This window comes from Aeromonas sp. 95A (assembly GCF_051919235.1).
Classification (GTDB): Bacteria; Pseudomonadota; Gammaproteobacteria; order Enterobacterales; family Aeromonadaceae; genus Aeromonas; species Aeromonas veronii.
Genome location: NZ_JBQBFC010000001.1, coordinates 3,280,335 through 3,301,278 on the forward strand (window position 1 = coordinate 3,280,335; position 20,944 = coordinate 3,301,278).

A 20,944-nucleotide genomic window follows, 5' to 3' on the forward strand; every position below is an offset into this window, starting at 1 on the left:
CATGTTGAGTAAACTGATGGGCTGGATCGATTATCGATTCCCGCTCACGGCCATGTACAACGACCACATGGCCAAGTATCCGGCACCGAAGAACCTGAACTTCTGGTACTTCTTCGGCTCGCTGGCCATGCTGGTGCTGGTCAATCAGATCATCACCGGTATCTGGCTGACCATGAACTACAACCCCTCCGCGGAAGGTGCGTTTGCCTCCGTGGAGTACATCATGCGCGATGTGGAGTACGGCTGGTTGCTGCGTTACATGCACTCAACCGGTGCGTCTGCATTCTTCATCGTGGTCTACATGCACATGTTCCGCGGCATGATCTATGGCTCTTATCAGAAGCCTCGTGAACTGCTGTGGATCTTCGGCATGCTGATCTTCCTGGTGCTGATGGCGGAAGCCTTTATGGGCTACTTGTTGCCCTGGGGTCAGATGTCATTCTGGGGTGCCCAGGTCATCATCTCGCTGTTTGGCGCCATTCCGGTCATCGGTGACGATCTGACCCTGTGGATCCGCGGTGACTACGTCATCTCCGGTGCGACCCTTAACCGCTTCTTTGCGCTGCACGTCATCGCGTTGCCGCTGGTGCTGGTGATGCTGGTTGCCATGCACATTCTGGCGCTGCACGAAGTAGGCTCCAACAACCCGGACGGTATCGACATCAAGAAGCACAAGGACGAAAACGGCTGGCCGCTGGATGCGGTGGCGTTCCACCCTTACTTCACCGTCAAGGATATGATCGGTGTGGCAGGCTTCCTGTTCTTCTTCTGCGCCATCATCTTCTTCAAACCGGATATGTGGGGTTACTTCCTCGAGAAGCCGAACTTTGAAGTGGCCAACGGTCTGAAAACTCCGGAGCACATTGCGCCTGTGTGGTACTTCACGCCGTTTTACGCCATTTTGCGGGCGGTGCCGGACAAGCTGCTTGGCGTCATCATGATGGGTCTCTCCATCGTGGTGCTGTTCCTGCTGCCGTGGCTGGATCGCTGCAAGGTGCGCTCGGTGCGTTATCGCAGCATGCTGCACAAGCTGAACATTGCCCAGTTTGTGGTCTGCTTCATCATCTTGGGGGTGTTGGGGGTGCTGCCATCGACGCCGACGTTGACGCTGGTTGCCCAGATCTGTTCACTGGGATATTTCGGGTTCTTCGTCCTGCTGTTCTTCTATAGCAAGAATGAAAGCACCAAGCCGCTGCCGGAGAGGGTGACATTTAAATGAAAAGAATAATATTTGCAGTGCTGACCCTGCTGCCATCTCTGGTATTTGCAAGTGGCGGAGCTGTTCATCTGGACAAAGCCAATTACGATCTGAGTGACAAGGCATCGCTGCAACGCGGCGCGGCCACCTTTATGAACTATTGCGCCGGATGCCACTCTACCCAGTATCAGCGCTATAACCGGGTCGCAGAAGATCTCGGGATCCCCGAAGATTTGATGAAAGAGAACCTGATTTTCACCGGTGCAAAGGTCGGTGATCTGATGAAGAGCGCAATGTCAGAGAAGGATGCCGCCAAGTGGTTTGGTGCGCCGCCCCCCGATCTGACACTGGTTGCCCGGGTGCGCGGTGCAGACTGGATCTACACCTATCTGCGTTCCTTCTACGTGGATGAGACCCGTCCATTCGGGGTGAACAACGCCGTGTTCCCGTCCGTGGGCATGCCCCATGTGCTGGAGCCGTTGCAGGGAACCCCCCGTGCCGAGTTCGCTACTCACACGGTTGACGGAGTGGAAACCCAGCAGGTTGTCAGCATCAAATCTGACGGTAATGGTGAAATGGATGACGAAGAGTATGATCAGACGGTACTGGATCTGGTAAACTTCTTGGTCTACTCGGCTGAACCGGTACAACAGGAGCGTGAACGCATGGGCTTCTGGGTGCTTGGTTTCATCGTGATCTTCTTCATCTTCACTGTGCTGTTGAAGAAGGAATTCTGGCGCGACGTTCACTAAGCGACCAGATACGGGTAATATAATGCACGGCAATGAAGACCAAGATGCTTCATTGCCGTTTCTGCTTTTTAATGACGGGAGGGTTCAATGGCTGTAGCTGCCAATAAGCGTTCGGTAATGACGCTGTTTTCCGGTGCCAACGATATGTTCAGCCATCAGGTGCGTATTGTCCTGGCGGAGAAGGGTGTTAGCGTAGATATCTGCCAGGTTGATCCAGCCAATCTGCCGGATGAGCTGGCCGAGCTGAACCCGTACAACTCTGTACCGACCCTGGTTGATCGTGAGCTGGCACTCTACACCTCGCGCATCATCATGGAGTATCTGGACGAGCGCTTCCCGCATCCGCCCCTGATGCCTGTTTACCCGGTTGCCCGTGGTAACAGCCGTCTGATGATGCACCGCATCGAGCTGGACTGGTACTCCCTGGCCGACAAGATCATGGCCGGTACCGATGCTGAAGCGGCACGCAACGAACTGCGTGACAACCTGCTGGCCATCGCGCCGATCTTCGGTGAAATGCCCTATTTCATGAGCGAAGAGTTCGGTCTGGTGGATTGCTACATGGCACCGCTGTTGTGGCGTCTGCCGAGTCTTGGCATCGACCTGACCGGTCGTGGCGCCAAAGAGCTGAAGGCCTACATGGTTCGTTTGTTCGAGCGTGAGTCCTTCCAGGCTTCCCTGACCGAAGCCGAACGCGAGATCCGTGCTGGCGTATGAGCATGGAACCGACAATGACACCGAGCCGCCCGTACTTGTTACGGGCGTTCTTTGACTGGTTGCTGGACAACGATCTGACCCCTCATCTGGTGGTCAACGTCAACATTCCCCATGTGATGGTGCCGATGCAGTTTGCTCAGGACGGGCAAATTGTACTGAATATCGCACCCCGAGCCGTGATGCAATTTCACATGGATAACGAGGCTATCAGCTTCAGTGCCCGCTTTGGCGGCGTCTCCCAGCAGGTTTACATCCCGATGGCGGCAGTGCTGGCTATCCATGCCCGGGAGAACGGCGTGGGCACCATGTTCCCGCCCGAGCCGGGTTACGATATCTGGCTGGAGCAGGCTGAAGCGCCGGTGGAGCCTGAGCCGGAACCGCCGCGTCCAAGCGGTCGTCCGACCCTGAAGGTGATCAAATAAAAAACGCAGCCGATTGGCTGCGTTTTTTTATGTGCGGTCGAGCTTAGTTCTGGGCGAACTCGAAGGCCTTGATCACGCGCTTCACGCCGGTGACATGGCGGGCGATGTTGACTGCCTGCTCTCCCTCTTGGCGAGTCACCAGACCAATCAGGAACACCTCGCCGTTCTCGGTGACCACCTTGACCTTGGTGCTGTCGAAGTTCTTGGTGCCGAACATATCGGCTTTCACCTTGGAGGTGATCCAGGAGTCATTGCTGCGAGTGGTGAAACTGGCAGGTTGGCCGATGCGCAATTCGTTGTAGACGTGGCGAACCCCTTCGATGCGACTGACAATTTTGCCAGCCTCAATCTTGTAAACGTCAGAAGGTGTCTGGCCGACCAGCAGGACGCGGCCATTGTTGCTGTAGACGCTGATCTTGCTGGCTGCGCTGAGCGGCTTGTTGTCGGCCAGCAGATTGGCCGCTTTCAGCTCGATGGTCTGGTCATCCCATTGCGCGCCCAGCGTTCGGCGATCGCCAGAGGCCTTGGCAGTCCCTGCGGCGCCGCCAACAACCAGGGCTGCGCAGCCTTGCAGCAGCAGGGTGCTAACCAGCAGACCGAGCAGGATAGTGTGCTTTTTCATGGTTTCAATCTTCCTGTTGCGGGAAAAGAGTCTGGTCGATGAGATCACACAGGCAGTGCAGGGTCAACAGGTTCACTTCCAGAATGCGAGGGCGACGGGCGGAGGGAACACGGATCTCCACATCGTTCGGGCCGAGCAGACCTGCCATTTCGCCACCGTCACCCCCGCTCAGCACCACTATGGTCATGTCGCGGGAGAGGGCTGCCTCGGCGGCCTTGATCAGGCTGCGGCTGTGGCCGGAGGTGGTGATGACCACCAGAATGTCGCCTGGCTGGCCCAGCGCGCGGATCTGCTTGGCGTAGACCTCTTCAAAACCGTGATCGGTGGCGATGGCGCTGATGGTCGCCATGTCCGGGGTCAGGGCCATGCCGGGCAGGGAGGGGCGCTGGGTCTCGTAGCAGTTGACCAGCTCGGAGATAAACAGTTGCGCCAGTGCGGCAGAAGGACCGTTACCGCATGCCAGCACCTTGTGGCCATTGAGCAGGCAGATGGTGATCATCTGGGCTGCAGTATGGATGGCATCCGGCAGCGCCTCGGCGGCGGCTATCTTGGTCTGGATGCTTTCGGTGTAGTTCTCTTTGATGCGGTCAGTCATAGGGTCCTCTTAAAATGCGTTCTGGATCCAGGCTGGCTGGTCGCCCTCGAACGCAATCACATCGAATCGGCAGGCCTGATTGGCCTCGTTGATGGCATGTTGCTTCAAATAGTGGCGCGCTGCCAGCATGATCTTGTGCTGTTTGCTGCGGGTGACCGAGCTGGCGGCACCGCCATGGCTGCCGGTGGCCCGGTAGCGCACTTCAACAAACACCAGGGTCTGGCCCTGGTGCATGATGAGATCAATTTCACCACCACGACAGCGGTAGTTGCGAGCTACCGGTTGCAGGCCCCGAGCCTGCAACCAGCGTTCAGCGACTTGTTCAAAGTGCTGTCCCTTGCTCGTTGGTGAGGGGAACAGGCTCGGCAACTGCTGGCGCATCCGTTTCCATAGTTCCTTCATTGGAGGGCTCCTCCAGTTGCTGAACGGCGTTCTCGTCGACCAGTTTGCCGTTCTGGTAAGTACCCCAGCTCAGCATACGTACGATATTGCCCTGGGCATCCACGCTCAGCTGACCGCTCATGCCGGCCTGCTGCATGCCGCCCACCTTGCGCATCTGCTGCAGGTTCTCAGCCAGACTGACGGCATCGTAGCCCATGGCAAACAGACGCAGCAGGTCACCCTGAGTCTGCGGCCAGAGCAGGGCGATCTGCTCGCGCTGTTTCTCGTAGCCGCCCAGCAGCAGCGGCATATCGGCGATATGCATGCCGTTGAGCTCGGAGGCGACCTCGGTTGCGGCGCTGTCGTAGCCACGGGAGCTGGTGTAGATGGGCAGGCTGCCCATCGGATTGACCGAGACATCCACGTAGGGCTTGATCATCCGGGTTTCCAGGCTGTTGGCCACCACGTAAACGGCATCGATGCTGCGCGGTGCGGCATCAGAGAGTTGCACCACTTCACCAGCACGGGCGTTAGAGCGGCCGCTCAGAGCATTCTTGACCATCCCCTGCACTTCGTTGCGGGCACCGAAGGTGGCGACGACCGGCTTGTCCTGGCTCAGGGTGGCCCAGCTCTGCTCGAACGCCTTGATACTGCTGTAACCGATCCGTCCCTGGGCGGCGATCAGCAGCGGTTTGCGGTAGCCTTGGGTGTAAAGGTACTGGGCTGCCTGGGCGGCATCTGCGGCGGCAGATAGGGAGAAGTAGTAGGTGGTGTCGTTGACGACCGGCTTGTCCAGCTCGTTGAGCGCCAGTACCGGCACGGTCGGATTGGCCTTGAGCAGCTCCTCGACCCGGTCTTTCAGCAGCGGGCCGATGATCATGTCCGCCCCTTCCTGAATCGCCTGCTTGTAAAGCTCGCCGGTCGACTTGCTCTGGGTGTCGTAGAAGTTCAGAGTGAATTGCCCCTGATTTTCCTTATAAGACATCAGCATACCGTTACGGATGGCGGCACCCTGCGGCTCCAGATTGCCGGAGAGGGGCAGCAGCACGGCGATCTGTTGCACCGAGGTGCTGGCAGTGGCCGCCAGATCGCCCAATCCTGCCGGCATATCCTTCTGGGCTGGATGGTTGGGGAAGTCGCGCTTCCAGCCTGCCAGTTGGCGGGCCAGCAGGTTCGGCTGGGCGCCAAACTCGTTGACCAGTGCCGCCAGTCGCAACCAGCCGGTGGTCACATCAGGGGCTGGTGCTTCTTCCAGTGCCTGCAGGGTGGAGGGGGTCATGCTTTTCAGCAACGACCAGATTTGCTGATGGTTGGTCGCCTGCTCGCTCTGATTTAGGTAGGGCTCCAGTGCAATCAACGACTTGGCTGCGCCAAACTTGTTGTTGATGTCGAGCTGCAGCACCACGCGCTGGCGATACCAGTCCTTCTGGGTATCGGCATCCAGCACCACCTCGGGTTTGCCTTCCAGCAGGATCAGCGCCTGATTGGCGTGGCCCTGCGCCAGCAACAGATGGGCTTGCAGCAGTTGCAACTGCGCCTTCTGAACGGGATCCTTGGCCTGCTTCTGCAATTGCTGGAACAGTGCCGAGGCCGGTTTGGCCTGGCCCAGTGCCAGATAGCTGCGTGCCGCCAGCATTTGCCAGGTAAAGGCCTCGGCCGGCTTGGCCGGGTCCACCTGCTCAAGATACCACTGGGCATTCTTGGTCAGATTGGAGAACGCAGAGGGCATGCCTGACTGCCCTGACGGTTGATTGGGCTCCGACGCACAGGCGGCGAGCAGTACTGCCGCGAGTATGATGCCGAAGAGTCGTGATACACTTAGCTGCTTTGTAACCCGGTTCAAGTTCATTCCCCGACCAGTGTTGAAGTTCCCCATAGTGTAAACGGGCCAATATGGCGACACAATTGTCGGGGCACTCGGAGATCCCATGAGTGACATCCCAACCCTGTATATAGTCCCCACTCCGATCGGCAATCTGGCGGACATCACCCAGCGTGCATTGGACATTTTACGCAGTGTCGATCTGGTGGCCGCCGAAGATACCCGTCATACCGGTATCCTGCTCAGCCACTACCAAATCTCGGTGCCGACCTTCGCCCTGCACGATCACAACGAGCAGCAGAAAGCCGATGTGCTGGTCGGCCGGATCAAAGAGGGCAAGAGTGTTGCGCTGGTCTCCGATGCCGGCACCCCGCTCATCAGCGACCCCGGTTATCACTTGGTCACCCGCTGTCGTGAAGCCGGGGTAAAGGTGGTGCCGCTGCCCGGTCCCTGTGCTGCCATCACCGCGCTAAGTGCGGCCGGTCTGCCCACCGATCGCTTTGCCTTTGAAGGCTTCCTGCCCGCCAAGAGCAAGGGGCGTGACGATCGCCTGCAAGCCGTTATTGAAGACACCCGCTCGCTGGTGTTTTACGAATCGCCGCGCCGTGTGCAGGATACAGTAGAAGCGATTGCTCGCATTCTCGGCGAGCGTCAGGTGGTGGTGTGCCGCGAGCTGACCAAGACCTTCGAGTCAATTCATGGTCTGCCTGCCTCTGAAATGCTGGCCTGGCTTGGTGAGGATGACAACCGTTGCCGCGGCGAGATCGTGCTGGTCGTGAGTGGTGCCTCCAAAGATGAAGAGGATCTGCCAGCCGAGGCGATCCGTACTCTGGGTCTGCTGGTGACTGAGCTGCCACTGAAAAAAGCGGCTGCCCTGACCGCCGAGATCCACGGCGTGAAGAAGAATGCCCTCTATAAATACGGTCTCGAGCACTATTGAGTCGGTGGAATAGGCCGGCAGACTATTTTATGACCAGTGCGCTCCTCTGTATCTGCGAGCATTCAGCCTGTGAATGGGGACCAAAGCGCGATAAATGGCTGTAAACGGGAATTGCCGGTTTACCCCGTGCGTATCGCAAGGCTATAATCCGCGCCTCGGAGTTGGCTGGGCAATCGCTGCTTCGTCGTTGTGTCCCTCGGGACAGACGGGCGGAGGGGAGGAAAGTCCGGGCTTCACAGGGCAGGGTGCCAGGTAACGCCTGGGGGGCGTGAGCCTACGACCAGTGCAACAGAGAGCAGACCGCCGATGGCCCGCAAGGGATCAGGTAAGGGTGAAAGGGTGCGGTAAGAGCGCACCGCGCGACTGGCAACAGTTCGTGGCACGGTAAACTCCACCCGAAGCAAGACCAAATAGGCCCCTATTGGCGCGGCCCGCGTTGGGGGCGGGTAGGTTGCTTGAGCCAGCGAGCGATTGCTGGCCTAGAGGAATGATTGCTACCCGGGGCAACCCGGTACAGAACCCGGCTTACAGGCCGACTCCGACCTCATTCCGAAGAGCCCCGCGATTTATCGCGGGGCTCTTTTTTTATGCATGAGAAAATATGGCTTCGTTGGCAGGATATTTTCGACCTTGTCATTTTGAATGAAATTATATGTTTTAAATCAATCGAATAGTTCTGTATTTGGCACGATGGCAGCGATAGATGGTGATAGAACCGAGGATGGTTGTTCGCACCCACATATTGTGTATGTTCTCAGTTCATTCACTTATTTCAATTAATCACCAGAGTTTAACGCCAAATAACTTGTGGAAAATCAACCTACTCAATCCGCAGCATGCAATTGCTGCGTCAATATGTTCCCTCTGTCCCATCTCCTTGCTTGAAAAGCCCCCTGCACGTCCTTAAACTTCAAGGTGGGGAAAAGTGGAGCAAAGTGGTTTTTAGAGGGGCAATCTGCCTGCTCACTCACCTTCAGGGACTGCAATTTGTTGCGTGGCGCTCATGCCATCAGCCTGGACAGTAAAGGGCGGCTGGCAATTCCGACCAAATTCCGTGATTGGCTGCGCGATGAAAGCGACGGCCAGCTGGTCTGCACCATCGATATTGCCCATCCCTGTTTGCTGCTTTATCCCCTGAATGAATGGGAAGAGGTCGAGCGCAAGCTCAAGACTCTCTCCAGCATGAATCCGCAAGAGCGCCGCTTGCAGCGACTGCTGCTGGGACATGCAACCGAATGCGAGCTGGATGGCAATGGCCGTCTGCTGCTCAGCCAGCCACTGCGCAACCATGCGGGGCTGGACAAGAAAATCATGCTGGTGGGCCAGCTCAACAAGTTTGAGCTGTGGGATGAAGCCCGCTGGCAACAACAGGTCAATGACGACATCTTGGGTCTGCCCGGGGACGATTGGGCAAGCTCACCACGACTACAGGATTTCTCTTTATAAATGACCCAAGCCGCTGAACACATCACAGTGCTGCTGCACGAAGCCGTTGAAGGTCTGGCCATCAAGCCGGACGGTGTCTACGTCGACGGTACTTTTGGCCGTGGTGGTCATTCTCGTCTGATCCTGCAGCACCTTGGCCCCAATGGCCGCCTGATCGCCATCGACCGCGATCCCCAAGCGATTGCCGAGGCCGCCAAGATCCAGGATCCCCGTTTCGAAATCGTGCACGGCCCCTTCTCCGGCATCGCCTCCTATCTGGATGAGCGCGGTTTGCTGGGCAAGGTGGATGGCTTCCTGCTGGATCTGGGGGTCTCTTCACCCCAATTGGATGATGCCGAGCGCGGCTTCAGCTTTATGAAAGATGGTCCGCTCGATATGCGGATGGACCCCACCTCCGGCCAGAGCGCTGCCGAGTGGCTGGCCAAGGCCGATGTGGATGACATCGCCTGGGTGCTGAAGACCTTCGGTGAGGAGCGTTTTGCCAAGAAGATCGCCCGCGCCATCGTGCACGACCGAGTGACCGAGCCTTATGTGCGTACCCGCCAACTGGCGGAGATGATTGCCCGGGTCAATCCGAGCAAGGAGAAGGGTAAGCATGCGGCAACTCGCAGCTTCCAGGCCATCCGCATCTATATCAACAGCGAGCTGGACGAGATCGAAACCGCGCTCAACGGTGCACTGGAAGTGCTGGCACCACATGGCCGTCTGTCAGTGATCAGCTTCCATTCGCTGGAAGACCGATTGGTAAAGCATTTCATCCGCAAGCACGAGAAGGGGCCGGAAGTGCCTTACGGCATTCCGTTGACCGAGGCCCAGCTGGCTGGCGGTCGCAAATTGAAGTCGGTCGGCAAGGCACTCAAGCCTTCTGATCATGAAGTATCTGAAAACAGCCGGTCACGCAGCTCGGTGCTGCGGGTTGCCGAACGGTTGGCGGAGTAAGCGATGAGCGAAGTGCGTGTTCATCTGGCCAAGGAGATCGTTGCGGATCTCTGGCGGCACAAGCTGCAGATTTTTCTGTCGGTCGCCGTGCTGGTGACCGCGTTTGCCGTGATCCTGGTGACCAACATGACCCGTGGTCTGACGGCCAAGCAGAACGATCTGATGGCGGAAGAGGATCGCCTCAATATCGAATGGCGCCACCTGTTGCTGGAACAGGGCACCCTGGCTGAACACTCCCGGGTGGCGAGTCTGGCGATGGACAAGTTGCAGATGGGTCGTCCGCTGGTGACCACCGAGAAGGTAATTACCCAACCATGAAACGCAAGGCTACAGCCAAAGCTGCCAAAGCGAATGTCAAAGCGCCATCGATCTATCCGTGGCGCTTTCGCACGCTTGCGGTGTTTATCGGCATCGCGTTTGTGGGTCTGATCCTGCGTCTTGCCTGGATCCAGGTGATCAATCCGGATCGTCTGCGTCAGGAGGGTGATATGCGTTCCCTGCGTACCACTTCTACCCAGGCGGTGCGCGGCATGATCACCGATCGCAACGGCGAGCAGCTGGCGGTTTCGGTGCCGGTCGAGGCGGTCTGGGCCGATCCCAAGACGGTACATGAATCCGGTGCCATCAATAATGAGCGAGCCTGGCTGGCGCTCTCCGCCGTGCTCAAGCTCGACATCAATACCCTCAAGCATCGCATCGCCAACCCCAGCAAGCGCTTCGTCTATCTGCAGCGTCAGGTTACTCCTGCGGTGGCAGAATATATCAAAGGGCTCAAGCTGGGTGGCGTCTACCTGCGCCCCGAAGCGCGCCGCTTCTACCCGACCGGCGAGATCAGCGCTCATCTGGTGGGGGTGACCAACATCGATGGCAGCGGTATTGAAGGGATTGAGCGCAGCTACAACGAGTGGCTGACGGCAACACCCGGCGAAATGCGGGTACGAAAGGATCGTCAGGGCCGGGTCATCGAGCGGCTTGGCATCGTCAAAGAGGGCAAGAACGCCAACGATCTGCAGCTCAGTATCGATCAGCGGGTGCAGGCTCTGGCCTACCGTGCCCTCAAGCGGGCAACCGACGAGAACAAGGCGACCTCCGGCTCCATGGTGATGCTGGATATCAAGACCGGTGAAGTGCTCGCCATGGTCAACACTCCCTCCTATAACCCGAACAACCGAGGCCAGTATCAGAGCTTCCGGGTACGCAATCGGGTGGTGACTGATACCTACGAGCCGGGTTCGACCGTCAAGCCATTGATTTTGCTCAGTGCCTTGCAGGCAGGTGTCACCAGCTGGAAGGATTTCATTCCCGGTGGTCCGCTCTTTATCGGTGCCAAGCAGATCAAGGACGTGAGTATCCACAAGGCGACCAACCTCTACGATATCCTGCGTTACTCCTCCAACATCGGTATGTCGCGCATTGCGCTGCGGATGCCGGCGCAGGAGATGATCAACACCCTCAGCATGTTCGGTTTCGGCATGGATACCGGCAGCGGGCTGATGGGCGAGAGCAGCGGCATGCTGCCCCAGCGTCGTCGCTGGTCCGATATCGAGCGTGCGACCCTCTCGTTTGGTTATGGTCTGCGAGTCACCCCGCTGCAGCTGGCTTCCGCCTACGCCACCTTGGCTAACAAGGGCAAACGGGTGCCGCTGTCCATCGTCAAGGTGACTACGCCGCCCAAGGGTGAGCAGGTTATCGATCACAACAACGCCGCTGCCATGTTGCAGGCGCTGGAGTATGTGGTCGACAACGCCATTCCAAAAGCCAAGATCCCGGGCTATCGGGTTGGCGGCAAGAGTGGTACCGCCAAGGTCGCCGTCGCTGGTGGCTATGGCAAGGATTACATGGCCTGGTTTGCCGGTTTCGCACCCGCCAGTGATCCCCGTTTCGTCATGGTGGTGGTGATCAACGAGCCAAAAGGCAGCGCCTATTATGGCGGCGCCGTGGCGACCCCACCGTTTGCAGAGGCCATGGGCGGGGTGCTGCAGCTCTTCAATATTCGTCCCGATGCGGTGCCGCCAGCGGTGCCCACCAAACTTGCCCGTACGGAGGCTTCTCTTGTCCCGCGCACTTGATGCATTACTGCGCCCCTTCGGTATCCAGGCGCCGGCGCTCACCCTGACCGATATCCAGCTGGATAGTCGGCGGGTTGGCCCCGGCTCGCTCTTCGTGGCCATTCGTGGTCATCAGGTCGATGGCAGACGGTTTATCGAACAGGCGGTGGCTCAGGGAGCGACCGCTGTTGTGTTTGAGGAGGATGGTGAATTTATCCCGCCATCGACTCCGGTTCCCTGTATCGGGATGCGGGATCTGCCCGCTCACCTCTCAGCACTCGCAGGTACCTTCTACGACCAGCCAGCGAAAAAACTGGCGCTGGTCGGGATCACCGGCACCAACGGCAAGAGCACTACAGCACTGCTGGTCGCCAACTGGCGCACCCTGCTGGGTGGCAAGGCGGGTGTGATGGGCACCATCGGCAACGGCCTGTTTGGCAATTTGATCGAAGCGGAAAATACCACCGGTAGCGCCGTGCAGGTGCAAGCCAATCTGGCTGCGCTGCAAGCGCAGGGGGCGGATTTGGTGGCGATGGAGGTCTCCAGCCATGGTCTGGTGCAGCATCGTGTTGCCGCACTGCCGTTTGCCGCCGCTGTCTTCACCAACTTGAGCCGGGATCACCTCGACTACCACGGCACCATGGAAGCCTATGGCGCGGCCAAAGAGCAGTTGCTGCAGTTGGTCGATGAGTCGAATGCGGTGATCAACCGTGATGACGAGTTGGGTGCCAAGTGGCTCGAAAAATACCCGGCAGCGGTGGCGTTCAGCGTTAATGGCCCGATTGAACACCATTCTGGCCGTCAATTAACGGCGCAGCAGCTCGATTTTCACCAGCAAGGTTTTCGCGCGCAGATTAACTCCAGCTGGGGGAATGGTGTATTATCCGCCCCCTTGCTCGGGCGCTTCAATGTCAGCAATGTGCTGGCCGCGATGGGCGTGATGCTGGTGCTCGGTTACGACTTCCACGAGCTGCTGGCTACAGCGCCTCAGTTGCAGCCGGTGACCGGTCGCATGGAGTGTTTCGGCGGTGGCGATACGCCGCTGGCGGTGGTCGATTACGCCCACACCCCGGATGCGCTGGAGAAGGCATTGCAGGCCCTGCGGGTGCATTGCACAGGGCAGCTCTGGTGCTTGATTGGCTGTGGTGGCGACCGCGATCGCGGCAAGCGCCCCATGATGGCAGCCATGGCCGAGCAGTATGCGGATCGCGTGATCCTGACCGACGACAATCCCCGTACCGAAGAGCCGGCCCGGATCATGGCCGACATGGTGGCGGGTCTTCGCGATCCTGCTGCGGTGCAGGTGGAGCACGACCGGGTCAAGGCGATTGCGCTGGCCATCGGTCAGGCGAGCAAACAGGACATCATCCTGGTGGCCGGTAAGGGTCACGAGGATTATCAGATCATTGGAACCGACAAGCGGCACTACAGCGACCGGGAAACCGTTGCGGCCGCCTTGCACACATTATTGGAGTCATTCAAATGATGACCCTCAGGCTTGCCGAGCTGGCGCAGGTACTCGATGCCCGTCTGATTGGTGACGACGGCGAGATCACCGTCGTCAGTACCGACACCCGCACTTTGGGCGCGGGCGCCCTATTCGTTGCTCTGCGCGGCGAGCGCTTCGATGCCCACGATTTTTGCGAGCAGGCCGTTCAGGCAGGGGCCTCTGCCCTGCTGGTTGAGCGTGAACTGCCGCTGGCCATCCCCCAGCTGGTGGTGACCGACACTCTGAAAGGACTGGGCCGACTCGGCAAACTGGTGCGCGAGCGCATCAACCCGAAAGTGCTGGCCATTACCGGCAGCTGCGGCAAGACCACGGTGAAGGAGATGGCAACTGCCATCCTGCGCAACGAAGGGGAAGTGCTGGCCACCGCTGGCAACTTCAACAACGAGGTGGGCGTGCCGCTCACCCTGCTGCGCCTCGAACCGCAACACAAGTTTGCGGTGATGGAGCTGGGTGCCAACCATCCGGGCGAAATCGCCTGGACTACTTCATTGGCCAAACCCGATGCCGCCATCATCAACAACGTGGCGGCGGCCCATCTGGAGGGCTTCGGCTCGCTGGAAGGGGTGTTCCACGCCAAGAGTGAAATTTTTGAGGGCTTGAGCGAAGGTGGCACCGCCATCGTAAATGCCGACAACGAATTCTGGCCGAAGTGGCGGGAATGCGGCATTCAGTGCGCCTTCTCCATCGAAGATCAGAGCCAGCCGTTCCATGCTCGCGATGTAGTTCTCAACACTCAGGGTTGTGCCGAGTTCGTGATGGTGACCCCGCAAGGCGAGCTGAGCCTGACTCTGGCGATCCCGGGTCGCCACAACGTGGCCAATGCACTGGCTGCCGCCGCGGGCTGTCTGGCCCTCGGCGCATCCCTCGCCTGTGTCAAGGCGGGGCTGGAGCAGATGGCGCCGGTCAAGGGGCGCTTCTGCGTGCAGCGCTGGGGCGGTCTGACCCTGGTGGACGATACCTACAATGCCAGCGTGGAGTCCGTGCTGGCGGGCATCGATGCCCTGACCGCCATGGGCGGCTTCAAGGTGCTGGTGTTCGGTGATATGCGGGAACTGGGTGAGGAGTCTGCCGAGCAACACGCCCGGGTTGGCCGTCATGCCCGCGAGCGCGGTCTGGATGCCGTGCTGACAGTGGGGGAAGAGAGTCGCCACACCGCAGATGCCGCGGTTGGCCGACATTTCGATAACAAGGCGTCGTTGTTTGAAGTGCTTGCGCAAATGATAAATACACATCAGGAAATTTCGATTCTGGTCAAGGGCGCCCGTGGCTCCCGCATGGAAGATATCGTCGAGATGGTCAAAGACCGTCAGGAGTCAGCCACATGCTAGTCTGGCTGGCCGAACTGCTCACCCCGCACTTCACCTTCTTCAACGTCTTCTCCTACCTGACGTTTCGCGCCATCCTGTCGATCATCACCGGACTGGGGGTTGCCCTCTGGATGGGGCCACGCCTGATCCGTCGCCTGCAGATCCTGAAGTTTGGTCAGGTGATCCGCAACGACGGTCCCGAGTCCCACCTCAGCAAGCGGGGCACCCCGACCATGGGGGGCCTGATGATCATTGCTGCGATTTTCACTTCAGTGTTGCTCTGGTGCCGCCTCGACAACCCCTATGTCTGGCTGGTGCTGTTTGTGCTGGGTGCCTACGGCGCCATCGGCTTTGCCGACGACTACCTCAAGGTGGTGCGCAAGAATACCGACGGCCTGATTGCTCGCTGGAAGTATTTCTGGCAATCCGCGGTAGCGCTGGCGGTGGCTGTGTTCCTCTATGCGACCGCAACCCATGAGGGCCAAACCCAGTTGGTGGTGCCTTTCCTCAAGGATGTGATGCCGCAGCTTGGCCTGATGTTTATCGTGCTGACCTACTTTGTCATCGTCGGCACTTCCAATGCGGTCAACCTGACCGATGGTCTCGATGGCCTGGCCATCATGCCGACCGTGATGGTGGCGGGGGGCTTTGCCCTGATCGCCTGGGCTACCGGTAACGTCAACTTTGCCAACTATCTGCACATTCCCTACGTGCCCTATACCTCCGAGCTGGTGATCGTCTGTACCGCCATTGTCGGGGCGGGTCTGGGTTTCCTCTGGTTCAACACCTATCCGGCGCAAGTATTCATGGGGGACGTAGGTTCCCTGGCACTGGGCGGTGCGCTCGGTACCATTGCCGTGCTGGTCCGTCAGGAGTTCCTGCTGGTGATCATGGGCGGCGTCTTCGTGATGGAGACCGTCTCGGTGATCCTGCAGGTGGGTTCCTACAAGCTGCGCGGCGTGCGGATCTTCCGCATGGCGCCGATCCATCACCACTACGAGAAGAAGGGCTGGCCGGAGCCGCGCGTCATCGTGCGCTTCTGGATCATCACCCTCGTGCTGGTGCTGCTGGGTCTTGCCACCCTGAAGGTGAGGTAAGGCCATGGTCATCATCATCGGATTGGGCAAAACCGGGCTCTCCTGTGTCGATTACTTCCTCGGCCGTGGCGTGACGCCACTGGTGATGGATACCCGTGCCAACCCGCCCGGCAAGGATCAACTGCCGTCTGAGGTTGAGCTGATCCACGGGCTCGACGAGGGGCTGCTCAAGCAGGCGCACATGATAGTGGCGAGCCCCGGTATCGCGCTGGCGACCCCCGAACTGAAAGCGGCTGCCGAGTGTGGTGTGCAGATCGTCGGTGACATCGAGCTGTTTGTTCGCGAGACCCAGACCCCGGTCATCGCCATTACCGGCTCGAACGGCAAGAGCACCGTTACCACCTTGGTGGGCGAGATGATTGCCGAAGCCGGTCTCAATGTCGGCGTGGGCGGCAATATCGGCACGCCTGCACTGGAGCTGCTCAAGCAGCCGATGGATCTCTGCGTGCTGGAGCTCTCCAGCTTCCAGTTGGAAACTACTCACAGTTTGCGTGCTGCAGCCTCCGTGGTGCTGAACCTCTCAGAAGATCACATGGATCGTTATCAGGGCATGGCCGACTATCGCGCCGCCAAGATGGAGATCCATCAGCACTCCAAACACATTCTGGTCAATCGTGACGATGCCCAGACCCTGCCCGATGTGGGTCAGGTGTGGCAGAGCTTTGGTCTCGACTGCAATGGCTATGGCCGTTGCCTGCTGGATGGTCGCTACTGGTTGACCCTGCACGGCGAACCGCTGCTGGCGGTGGACGAGATGAAGATCGTCGGTGCCCACAATCAGGCCAACGCCCTTGCGGCCATGGCGCTGTGCGATGCGGTCGGTATTCCCCGTGCGGCTCAGCTTACCGTACTGCGTCGCTTTGAAGGCTTGCCCATCGTGCCCGCTTCGTGCGGGAGGTGAACGGGGTGCGCTGGATCAACGACTCCAAAGCCACCAACGTGGGGGCCACGCTGGCTGCTGTTGCCGGTGTGCGCGAGTCGGTCAAGGGGCGCCTGCTGCTGCTGGCCGGTGGTCAGGGTAAGGGGCAGGATTTTGGTCCGATCCAGGCGCTGCTAGGCAACCAGATCGATCACATGTACTGCTTCGGTCAGGATGCCGAGGTGCTGCTGGCGCTGGGCGAGCAGACCGAACGGGTGGCCGACTTGGCTGCTGCGGTTGCCAAAGCGGCGGCCGATGCCAAGCCCGGTGACTGGGTGCTGCTGGCGCCGGCCTGTGCCAGCCTCGATCAGTTCAAGTCGTTCGAGGTGCGCGGCGATCGCTTCACCGAGATGGTACAGATGCTATGAACGCCCTTCGCGCAGCAGCAGGTCTGTTCCAGCGCTGGTTGTTACCGGCGCGTCCTGCCGGTCTCTACGATCGGCAGCTGGTACTGCTGGCGCTCTCCCTGATGGCGGTCGGGGTGGTCATCGTGGCCTCGGCGTCGATCCCCGAAGGGATTGCGCTGGGAGATGACCCCTTCATGTTTGTGAAGCGTCACGCCCTGTTTCTGGTGATGGCGCTCGGTATCTCCTGGTTTGTGTTGCAGGTGCCGATGGCGCGCTGGCAACAGCACAACGGCCCCATGCTGCTGCTGGCGATCTTGATGCTGGTGCTGGTGCTACTGGTGGGCCGCAACGTTAACGGTGCGGTGCGCTGGTTGCCGCTTGGCCCCTTCAACCTGCAGCCTGCCGAGTTTGGCAAGCTGGCGCTGTTTGTCTATCTGGCCGGTTATCTGGTGCGGCGCCAGAGCGAAGTGCGCGAAGCCTGGATCGGCTTCCTGAAACCGCTGGCAGTGTTCGGGGTGCTGGCGGTCTTGCTGCTGTTGCAGCCTGACCTGGGTTCCACCGTGGTGATGTTCGTTACCTCGTTCGGCATGCTGTTTCTGGCCGGTGCCCGACTGGGGCAGTTTTTGACCCTGATCGGCGCGGGCCTCGGCTCGGTGGTGATGCTGATCATCGTCGAGCCCTACCGGATGCGGCGGGTGACCTCCTTTATGGATCCCTGGGCCGATCCATTCGGCAGCGGCTACCAGTTGACCCAGTCGCTAATGGCGTTTGGTCGTGGCAGCTGGTTTGGCGAAGGGCTTGGCAACTCTATCCAGAAGATGGAGTACTTGCCGGAAGCGCACACCGACTTCGTGTTTGCGATCCTCGGTGAAGAGCTGGGTTACGTCGGGGTGCTGGGCGCCCTGTTCCTGATTTTTGCGTTGGCGGTCAAGGCGCTCAAGCTGGGGCATCGCGCGCTGGTGGCAGAGCGGCTCTATGACGGTTATCTGGCCATCGGCATCGGCATCTGGTTCAGCTTCCAGACCTTCGTTAACGTTGGCGCGGCCAGCGGCATGATGCCAACCAAGGGCTTGACCCTGCCGCTGGTCAGTTACGGTGGTTCCAGTCTCATCATCATGTCGGTGGCGGTGAGCATGTTGATTCGAATCGATTTTGAGTTGCGTCAGGCGACAGCCCAGGCGCGCGTGCGGGAGGTTTAGTGAGCAAGACTCTGTTGGTGATGGCAGGTGGTACCGGTGGGCATGTGTTCCCCGGTCTGGCCGTGGCCGATCGCCTGAAGGCCCAGGGCTGGACTGTCCACTGGCTCGGCACTGCCGACCGGATGGAGGCGGAGCTGGTGCCCGCCCACGGTTATCCCATCTCCTTCATCGATATTCAGGGGGTGCGTGGCAACGGCATCAAGCGACTGCTGGTGGCGCCCTATCGCATCGTCAAATCGATCCTGCAGGCGCGTCAGGTGCTCAAGACCGTTCGTCCTGATGTGGTGCTCGGCATGGGCGGTTTTGCCTCCGGCCCGGGTGGCGTGGCGGCCTGGTTCTCCGGTATCCCGCTGCTGCTCCATGAGCAGAATGCTGCTGCTGGCATGACCAACAAGTTGCTGGCCCGTATCGCCAGGCGGGTGTTGATGGCATTTCCGGGCGCCTTCGCGCCGAGCCGTCGCACCGCCGTGGTCGGTAATCCGGTGCGTCCCGAAGTGGTCGCCCTGCCGGATCCGCAACTGCGCAGCGGGGATGAGCCACTGCATCTGCTGATCGTCGGCGGCAGTCTGGGGGCGCGGGTGCTCAACGAGCAGGTACCTGCTGCGGTGGCGGCATCCGGCGTGCCCATTGAAGTGCGTCACCAGTGTGGCAAGGGCAATGCCGAGACAGTGTCTGCTGCCTATACCCAGCACGGCATAAATGCCGAGGTGAGCGAATTTATCAAGGATATGGCCAGCGCCTACGCCTGGGCCGACCTGGTGGTCTGCCGTGCCGGTGCGCTGACTGTTTCCGAAGTGGCTGCCGCCGGTGTGGCCGCCATTTTTGTGCCACTGCCCCATGCGGTGGATGATCACCAGACCCGTAACGCCCTGACACTGGTCGACGGCGGTGCGGCCGAGTTTCTGCCCCAGTCCGAGCTGAACACCGCCTCACTGGCGGCGCGCCTGACCTGGCTGGCTGGTCGCCGGGAGACCCTGTTTAACATGGCGAAAGCGGCTCGACGCGTCGCCATCACCGATGCGGCCGAGCGGGTTGCAGATGAGTGCAAACAGCTCGCAACCGGGCAGCGTGGTAAAGATTGATGAGCAAGGTTGCAGCGGTGACTCCGGGCAGCCTTGTACCTGTATGTATTGATGCCGCCGTGCAGCCGCGCTTTGACGGCACATGGCCTACGGCAGACTAAAGAGACGATTATGACCAAGGTTGAACTGGCAAAACTGCGTACTGTGATCCCCGAAATGCGCCGCGTGCGTCGCATCCACTTTATCGGCATCGGTGGTGCCGGTATGGGCGGGATCGCCGAAGTGCTTGCCAACGAAGGGTATCAGGTAACGGGTTCTGATCTGGCTCGCAACGCCGTGACCGAGCGGTTGGCTGGACTGGGCGCGCACATCTTCGTCGGCCACAGTGCCGAACACGTTGAGGGTGCCAGCGTGGTGGTGGTCTCTACTGCCATCAAGCAGGACAACCCGGAGCTGCTGGCTGCCCGCGAACTGCGGATCCCGGTGGTGCGCCGCGCCGAGATGCTGGCCGAGCTGATGCGTTTCCGTCACGGTATCGCCATTGCCGGTACCCACGGCAAAACCACCACCACCAGTCTGGTGGCGAGTATCTATGCCGAAGCCGACCGCGACCCGACCTTCGTCATCGGTGGCCTGCTCAACAGTGCCGGTACCAATGCCCGTCTGGGTAGCAGCCGCTACCTGATTGCCGAAGCGGACGAGAGCGACGCCTCTTTCCTGCATCTGCAGCCGATGGTCTCTATCGTGACCAACATCGAAGCGGATCACATGGATACCTACGGCGGTGATTTCTCCAAGCTGAAGGCCACCTTCATCGAGTTTCTGCACAACCTGCCCTTCTACGGACTGGCGGTGGTCTGCATCGATGATCCGGTGATCCGTGGCATGTTGCCCGAGATTGCCCGTCCGACCCTGACCTACGGTCTCTCTGACGATGCGGATGTGCAGGTGCTGGATTTTGTCCAGACCACCAACCACAGCTGCTTCCGTGTTCGCCGCAAAGAGGCGGGTGAGCTGCAGGTGACCCTCAATTTGCCGGGTATTCACAACGCATTGAACGCCGCAGCGGCGATAGCTGTCGCGACAGAGGACGGTGTTAGCGATGAGGCCATCATCTCTGCTCTGGCCAAATTTGAAGGGGTTGGTCGTCGCTTCCAGCAGTATGGCGAGTTTGAAACCGGTCGCGGCAAGGCGATGCTGGTGGACGATTACGGACACCACCCGAGCGAAGTGAAGGTCACCATCAACGCCGCCCGCGCCGGTTGGCCCGAGAAGCGTCTGGTGATGGTGTTCCAGCCGCACCGTTATACCCGCACCCGCGACCTCTACGAGGACTTCGCCGATGTGCTCTCCAAGGTAGACGTGCTGGTGATGCTGGAGGTTTATGCTGCCGGTGAGGAGCCGATCCCGGGCGCTGATGGACGGGCACTGTGCCGCTCCATTCGCTCGCGTGGCAACCTGGAACCCATCTTCGTCGCTACACCGGATGACGTACCAGCCGTGCTGGCCGACCTGATCGGCGAAGGGGATTTGGTGCTGACTCAAGGCGCCGGGAACGTCGGGGCGCTGGCCCGTCGTCTCGGAGAGATGAAATTGAGCATAGATAGCATGAAATCTGGCGCCTGAGGGCCCAATGAGTATTTTGACCGCCAAGCCGGGGC

Annotated in this window: 19 protein-coding genes, 1 other RNA gene and 1 pseudogene; 17 read left to right on the forward strand and 4 right to left on the reverse strand. The window is 59.7% G+C overall.

The annotated features are described in order from the left end of the window. Nucleotide 1 precedes the first annotated feature (1 nt). The 4 genes from ACTG2U_RS14955 to ACTG2U_RS14970 all read left to right on the forward strand — a co-directional run bounded on the left by ACTG2U_RS14955 (nucleotide 2) and on the right by ACTG2U_RS14970 (nucleotide 3,089). A complete protein-coding gene (locus ACTG2U_RS14955) occupies nucleotides 2-1,219 on the forward strand; it encodes a cytochrome b (protein WP_005336282.1) in 1,218 nt (405 codons plus the stop codon). Next, nucleotides 1,216-1,950 (forward strand): cytochrome c1, encoded by a 735-nt coding sequence (locus tag ACTG2U_RS14960; protein WP_005336280.1) that lies wholly within the window; start codon nucleotides 1,216-1,218, stop codon nucleotides 1,948-1,950. Before ACTG2U_RS14955 ends, ACTG2U_RS14960 begins: the two co-directional genes overlap by 4 nt. An 87-nt stretch (nucleotides 1,951-2,037) precedes the next feature. Continuing rightward, the gene (gene sspA, locus ACTG2U_RS14965) at nucleotides 2,038-2,667 is read left to right on the forward strand and encodes a stringent starvation protein SspA (RefSeq protein ID WP_005336279.1); all 630 of its coding nucleotides are present in this window, start codon (nucleotides 2,038-2,040) and stop codon (nucleotides 2,665-2,667) included. Further along, entirely contained in the window at nucleotides 2,664-3,089 is a 426-nt protein-coding gene (locus tag ACTG2U_RS14970; RefSeq protein ID WP_005336278.1) for a ClpXP protease specificity-enhancing factor, read from the forward strand. Before sspA ends, ACTG2U_RS14970 begins: the two co-directional genes overlap by 4 nt. Before the next feature lie 43 nt (nucleotides 3,090-3,132). On the opposite strand, the gene dolP is transcribed toward ACTG2U_RS14970, so the two are convergent. The 4 genes from dolP to ACTG2U_RS14990 are packed head-to-tail and all read right to left on the reverse strand — an operon-like array spanning nucleotide 3,133 to nucleotide 6,416. Further along, nucleotides 3,133-3,711, reverse strand: coding sequence for a division/outer membrane stress-associated lipid-binding lipoprotein (gene dolP / locus ACTG2U_RS14975; protein ID WP_005336277.1), 579 nt, complete (start codon nucleotides 3,709-3,711; stop codon nucleotides 3,133-3,135). A 4-nt stretch (nucleotides 3,712-3,715) separates the two neighbouring features. Then, nucleotides 3,716-4,306: a D-sedoheptulose-7-phosphate isomerase gene (locus ACTG2U_RS14980; protein ID WP_005336275.1), complete on the reverse strand. Its 591-nt coding sequence runs from the start codon at nucleotides 4,304-4,306 to the stop codon at nucleotides 3,716-3,718. 9 nt (nucleotides 4,307-4,315) lie between these two features. Continuing rightward, entirely contained in the window at nucleotides 4,316-4,687 is a 372-nt protein-coding gene (locus ACTG2U_RS14985) for a YraN family protein (RefSeq protein ID WP_005355127.1), read from the reverse strand. Then, nucleotides 4,629-6,416, reverse strand: a complete 1,788-nt coding sequence (locus tag ACTG2U_RS14990) for a penicillin-binding protein activator (protein ID WP_439974680.1) — start codon at nucleotides 6,414-6,416, stop codon at nucleotides 4,629-4,631. Before ACTG2U_RS14990 ends, ACTG2U_RS14985 begins: the two co-directional genes overlap by 59 nt. A 199-nt stretch (nucleotides 6,417-6,615) precedes the next feature. Between ACTG2U_RS14990 and rsmI the strand changes: the two genes are divergently transcribed. The 13 genes and pseudogenes from rsmI to murC all read left to right on the forward strand — a co-directional run bounded on the left by rsmI (nucleotide 6,616) and on the right by murC (nucleotide 20,909). After that, nucleotides 6,616-7,449 carry a 16S rRNA (cytidine(1402)-2'-O)-methyltransferase gene (gene rsmI, locus ACTG2U_RS14995; RefSeq protein ID WP_439974681.1) on the forward strand — a complete coding sequence of 278 codons (834 nt, stop codon included), beginning with the start codon at nucleotides 6,616-6,618 and terminating at the stop codon, nucleotides 7,447-7,449. Nucleotides 7,450-7,606: 157 nt separating this feature from the next. Continuing rightward, nucleotides 7,607-7,993, forward strand: an RNA gene (rnpB, locus tag ACTG2U_RS15000) — RNase P RNA component class A. A 443-nt stretch (nucleotides 7,994-8,436) separates the two neighbouring features. Beyond that, nucleotides 8,437-8,895, forward strand: coding sequence for a division/cell wall cluster transcriptional repressor MraZ (mraZ, locus tag ACTG2U_RS15005; protein WP_013723406.1), 459 nt, complete (start codon nucleotides 8,437-8,439; stop codon nucleotides 8,893-8,895). Then, nucleotides 8,896-9,834, forward strand: a complete 939-nt coding sequence (gene rsmH / locus ACTG2U_RS15010) for a 16S rRNA (cytosine(1402)-N(4))-methyltransferase RsmH (RefSeq protein ID WP_005336168.1) — start codon at nucleotides 8,896-8,898, stop codon at nucleotides 9,832-9,834. 3 nt (nucleotides 9,835-9,837) lie between these two features. Continuing rightward, a complete protein-coding gene (gene ftsL, locus ACTG2U_RS15015) occupies nucleotides 9,838-10,152 on the forward strand; it encodes a cell division protein FtsL (RefSeq protein WP_005336166.1) in 315 nt (104 codons plus the stop codon). Next, the gene (locus ACTG2U_RS15020) at nucleotides 10,149-11,903 is read left to right on the forward strand and encodes a peptidoglycan glycosyltransferase FtsI (protein ID WP_005336163.1); all 1,755 of its coding nucleotides are present in this window, start codon (nucleotides 10,149-10,151) and stop codon (nucleotides 11,901-11,903) included. The genes ftsL and ACTG2U_RS15020 overlap by 4 nt, the downstream gene beginning before the upstream one ends. Continuing rightward, entirely contained in the window at nucleotides 11,836-13,368 is a 1,533-nt protein-coding gene (gene murE, locus ACTG2U_RS15025; RefSeq protein ID WP_439974682.1) for a UDP-N-acetylmuramoyl-L-alanyl-D-glutamate--2,6-diaminopimelate ligase, read from the forward strand. Before ACTG2U_RS15020 ends, murE begins: the two co-directional genes overlap by 68 nt. Then, on the forward strand, nucleotides 13,365-14,720 hold the full coding sequence (locus ACTG2U_RS15030; protein ID WP_439974683.1) for a UDP-N-acetylmuramoyl-tripeptide--D-alanyl-D-alanine ligase: 1,356 nt from the start codon (nucleotides 13,365-13,367) through the stop codon (nucleotides 14,718-14,720). The genes murE and ACTG2U_RS15030 overlap by 4 nt, the downstream gene beginning before the upstream one ends. After that, nucleotides 14,714-15,796, forward strand: a complete 1,083-nt coding sequence (mraY, locus tag ACTG2U_RS15035; protein WP_005355120.1) for a phospho-N-acetylmuramoyl-pentapeptide-transferase — start codon at nucleotides 14,714-14,716, stop codon at nucleotides 15,794-15,796. The genes ACTG2U_RS15030 and mraY overlap by 7 nt, the downstream gene beginning before the upstream one ends. Nucleotides 15,797-15,800: 4 nt before the next feature. Further along, nucleotides 15,801-17,083, forward strand: a pseudogene (murD, locus tag ACTG2U_RS15040) (UDP-N-acetylmuramoyl-L-alanine--D-glutamate ligase). After that, a complete protein-coding gene (gene ftsW / locus ACTG2U_RS15045) occupies nucleotides 17,080-18,261 on the forward strand; it encodes a cell division protein FtsW (protein WP_005336154.1) in 1,182 nt (393 codons plus the stop codon). The pseudogene murD and the gene ftsW overlap by 4 nt, the downstream one beginning before the upstream one ends. Beyond that, nucleotides 18,261-19,343 carry an undecaprenyldiphospho-muramoylpentapeptide beta-N-acetylglucosaminyltransferase gene (murG, locus tag ACTG2U_RS15050; RefSeq protein ID WP_439974684.1) on the forward strand — a complete coding sequence of 361 codons (1,083 nt, stop codon included), beginning with the start codon at nucleotides 18,261-18,263 and terminating at the stop codon, nucleotides 19,341-19,343. The genes ftsW and murG overlap by 1 nt, the downstream gene beginning before the upstream one ends. Before the next feature lie 111 nt (nucleotides 19,344-19,454). After that, nucleotides 19,455-20,909, forward strand: coding sequence for a UDP-N-acetylmuramate--L-alanine ligase (gene murC / locus ACTG2U_RS15055; RefSeq protein ID WP_005336150.1), 1,455 nt, complete (start codon nucleotides 19,455-19,457; stop codon nucleotides 20,907-20,909). The last annotated feature ends 35 nt before the right edge of the window (nucleotides 20,910-20,944 follow it).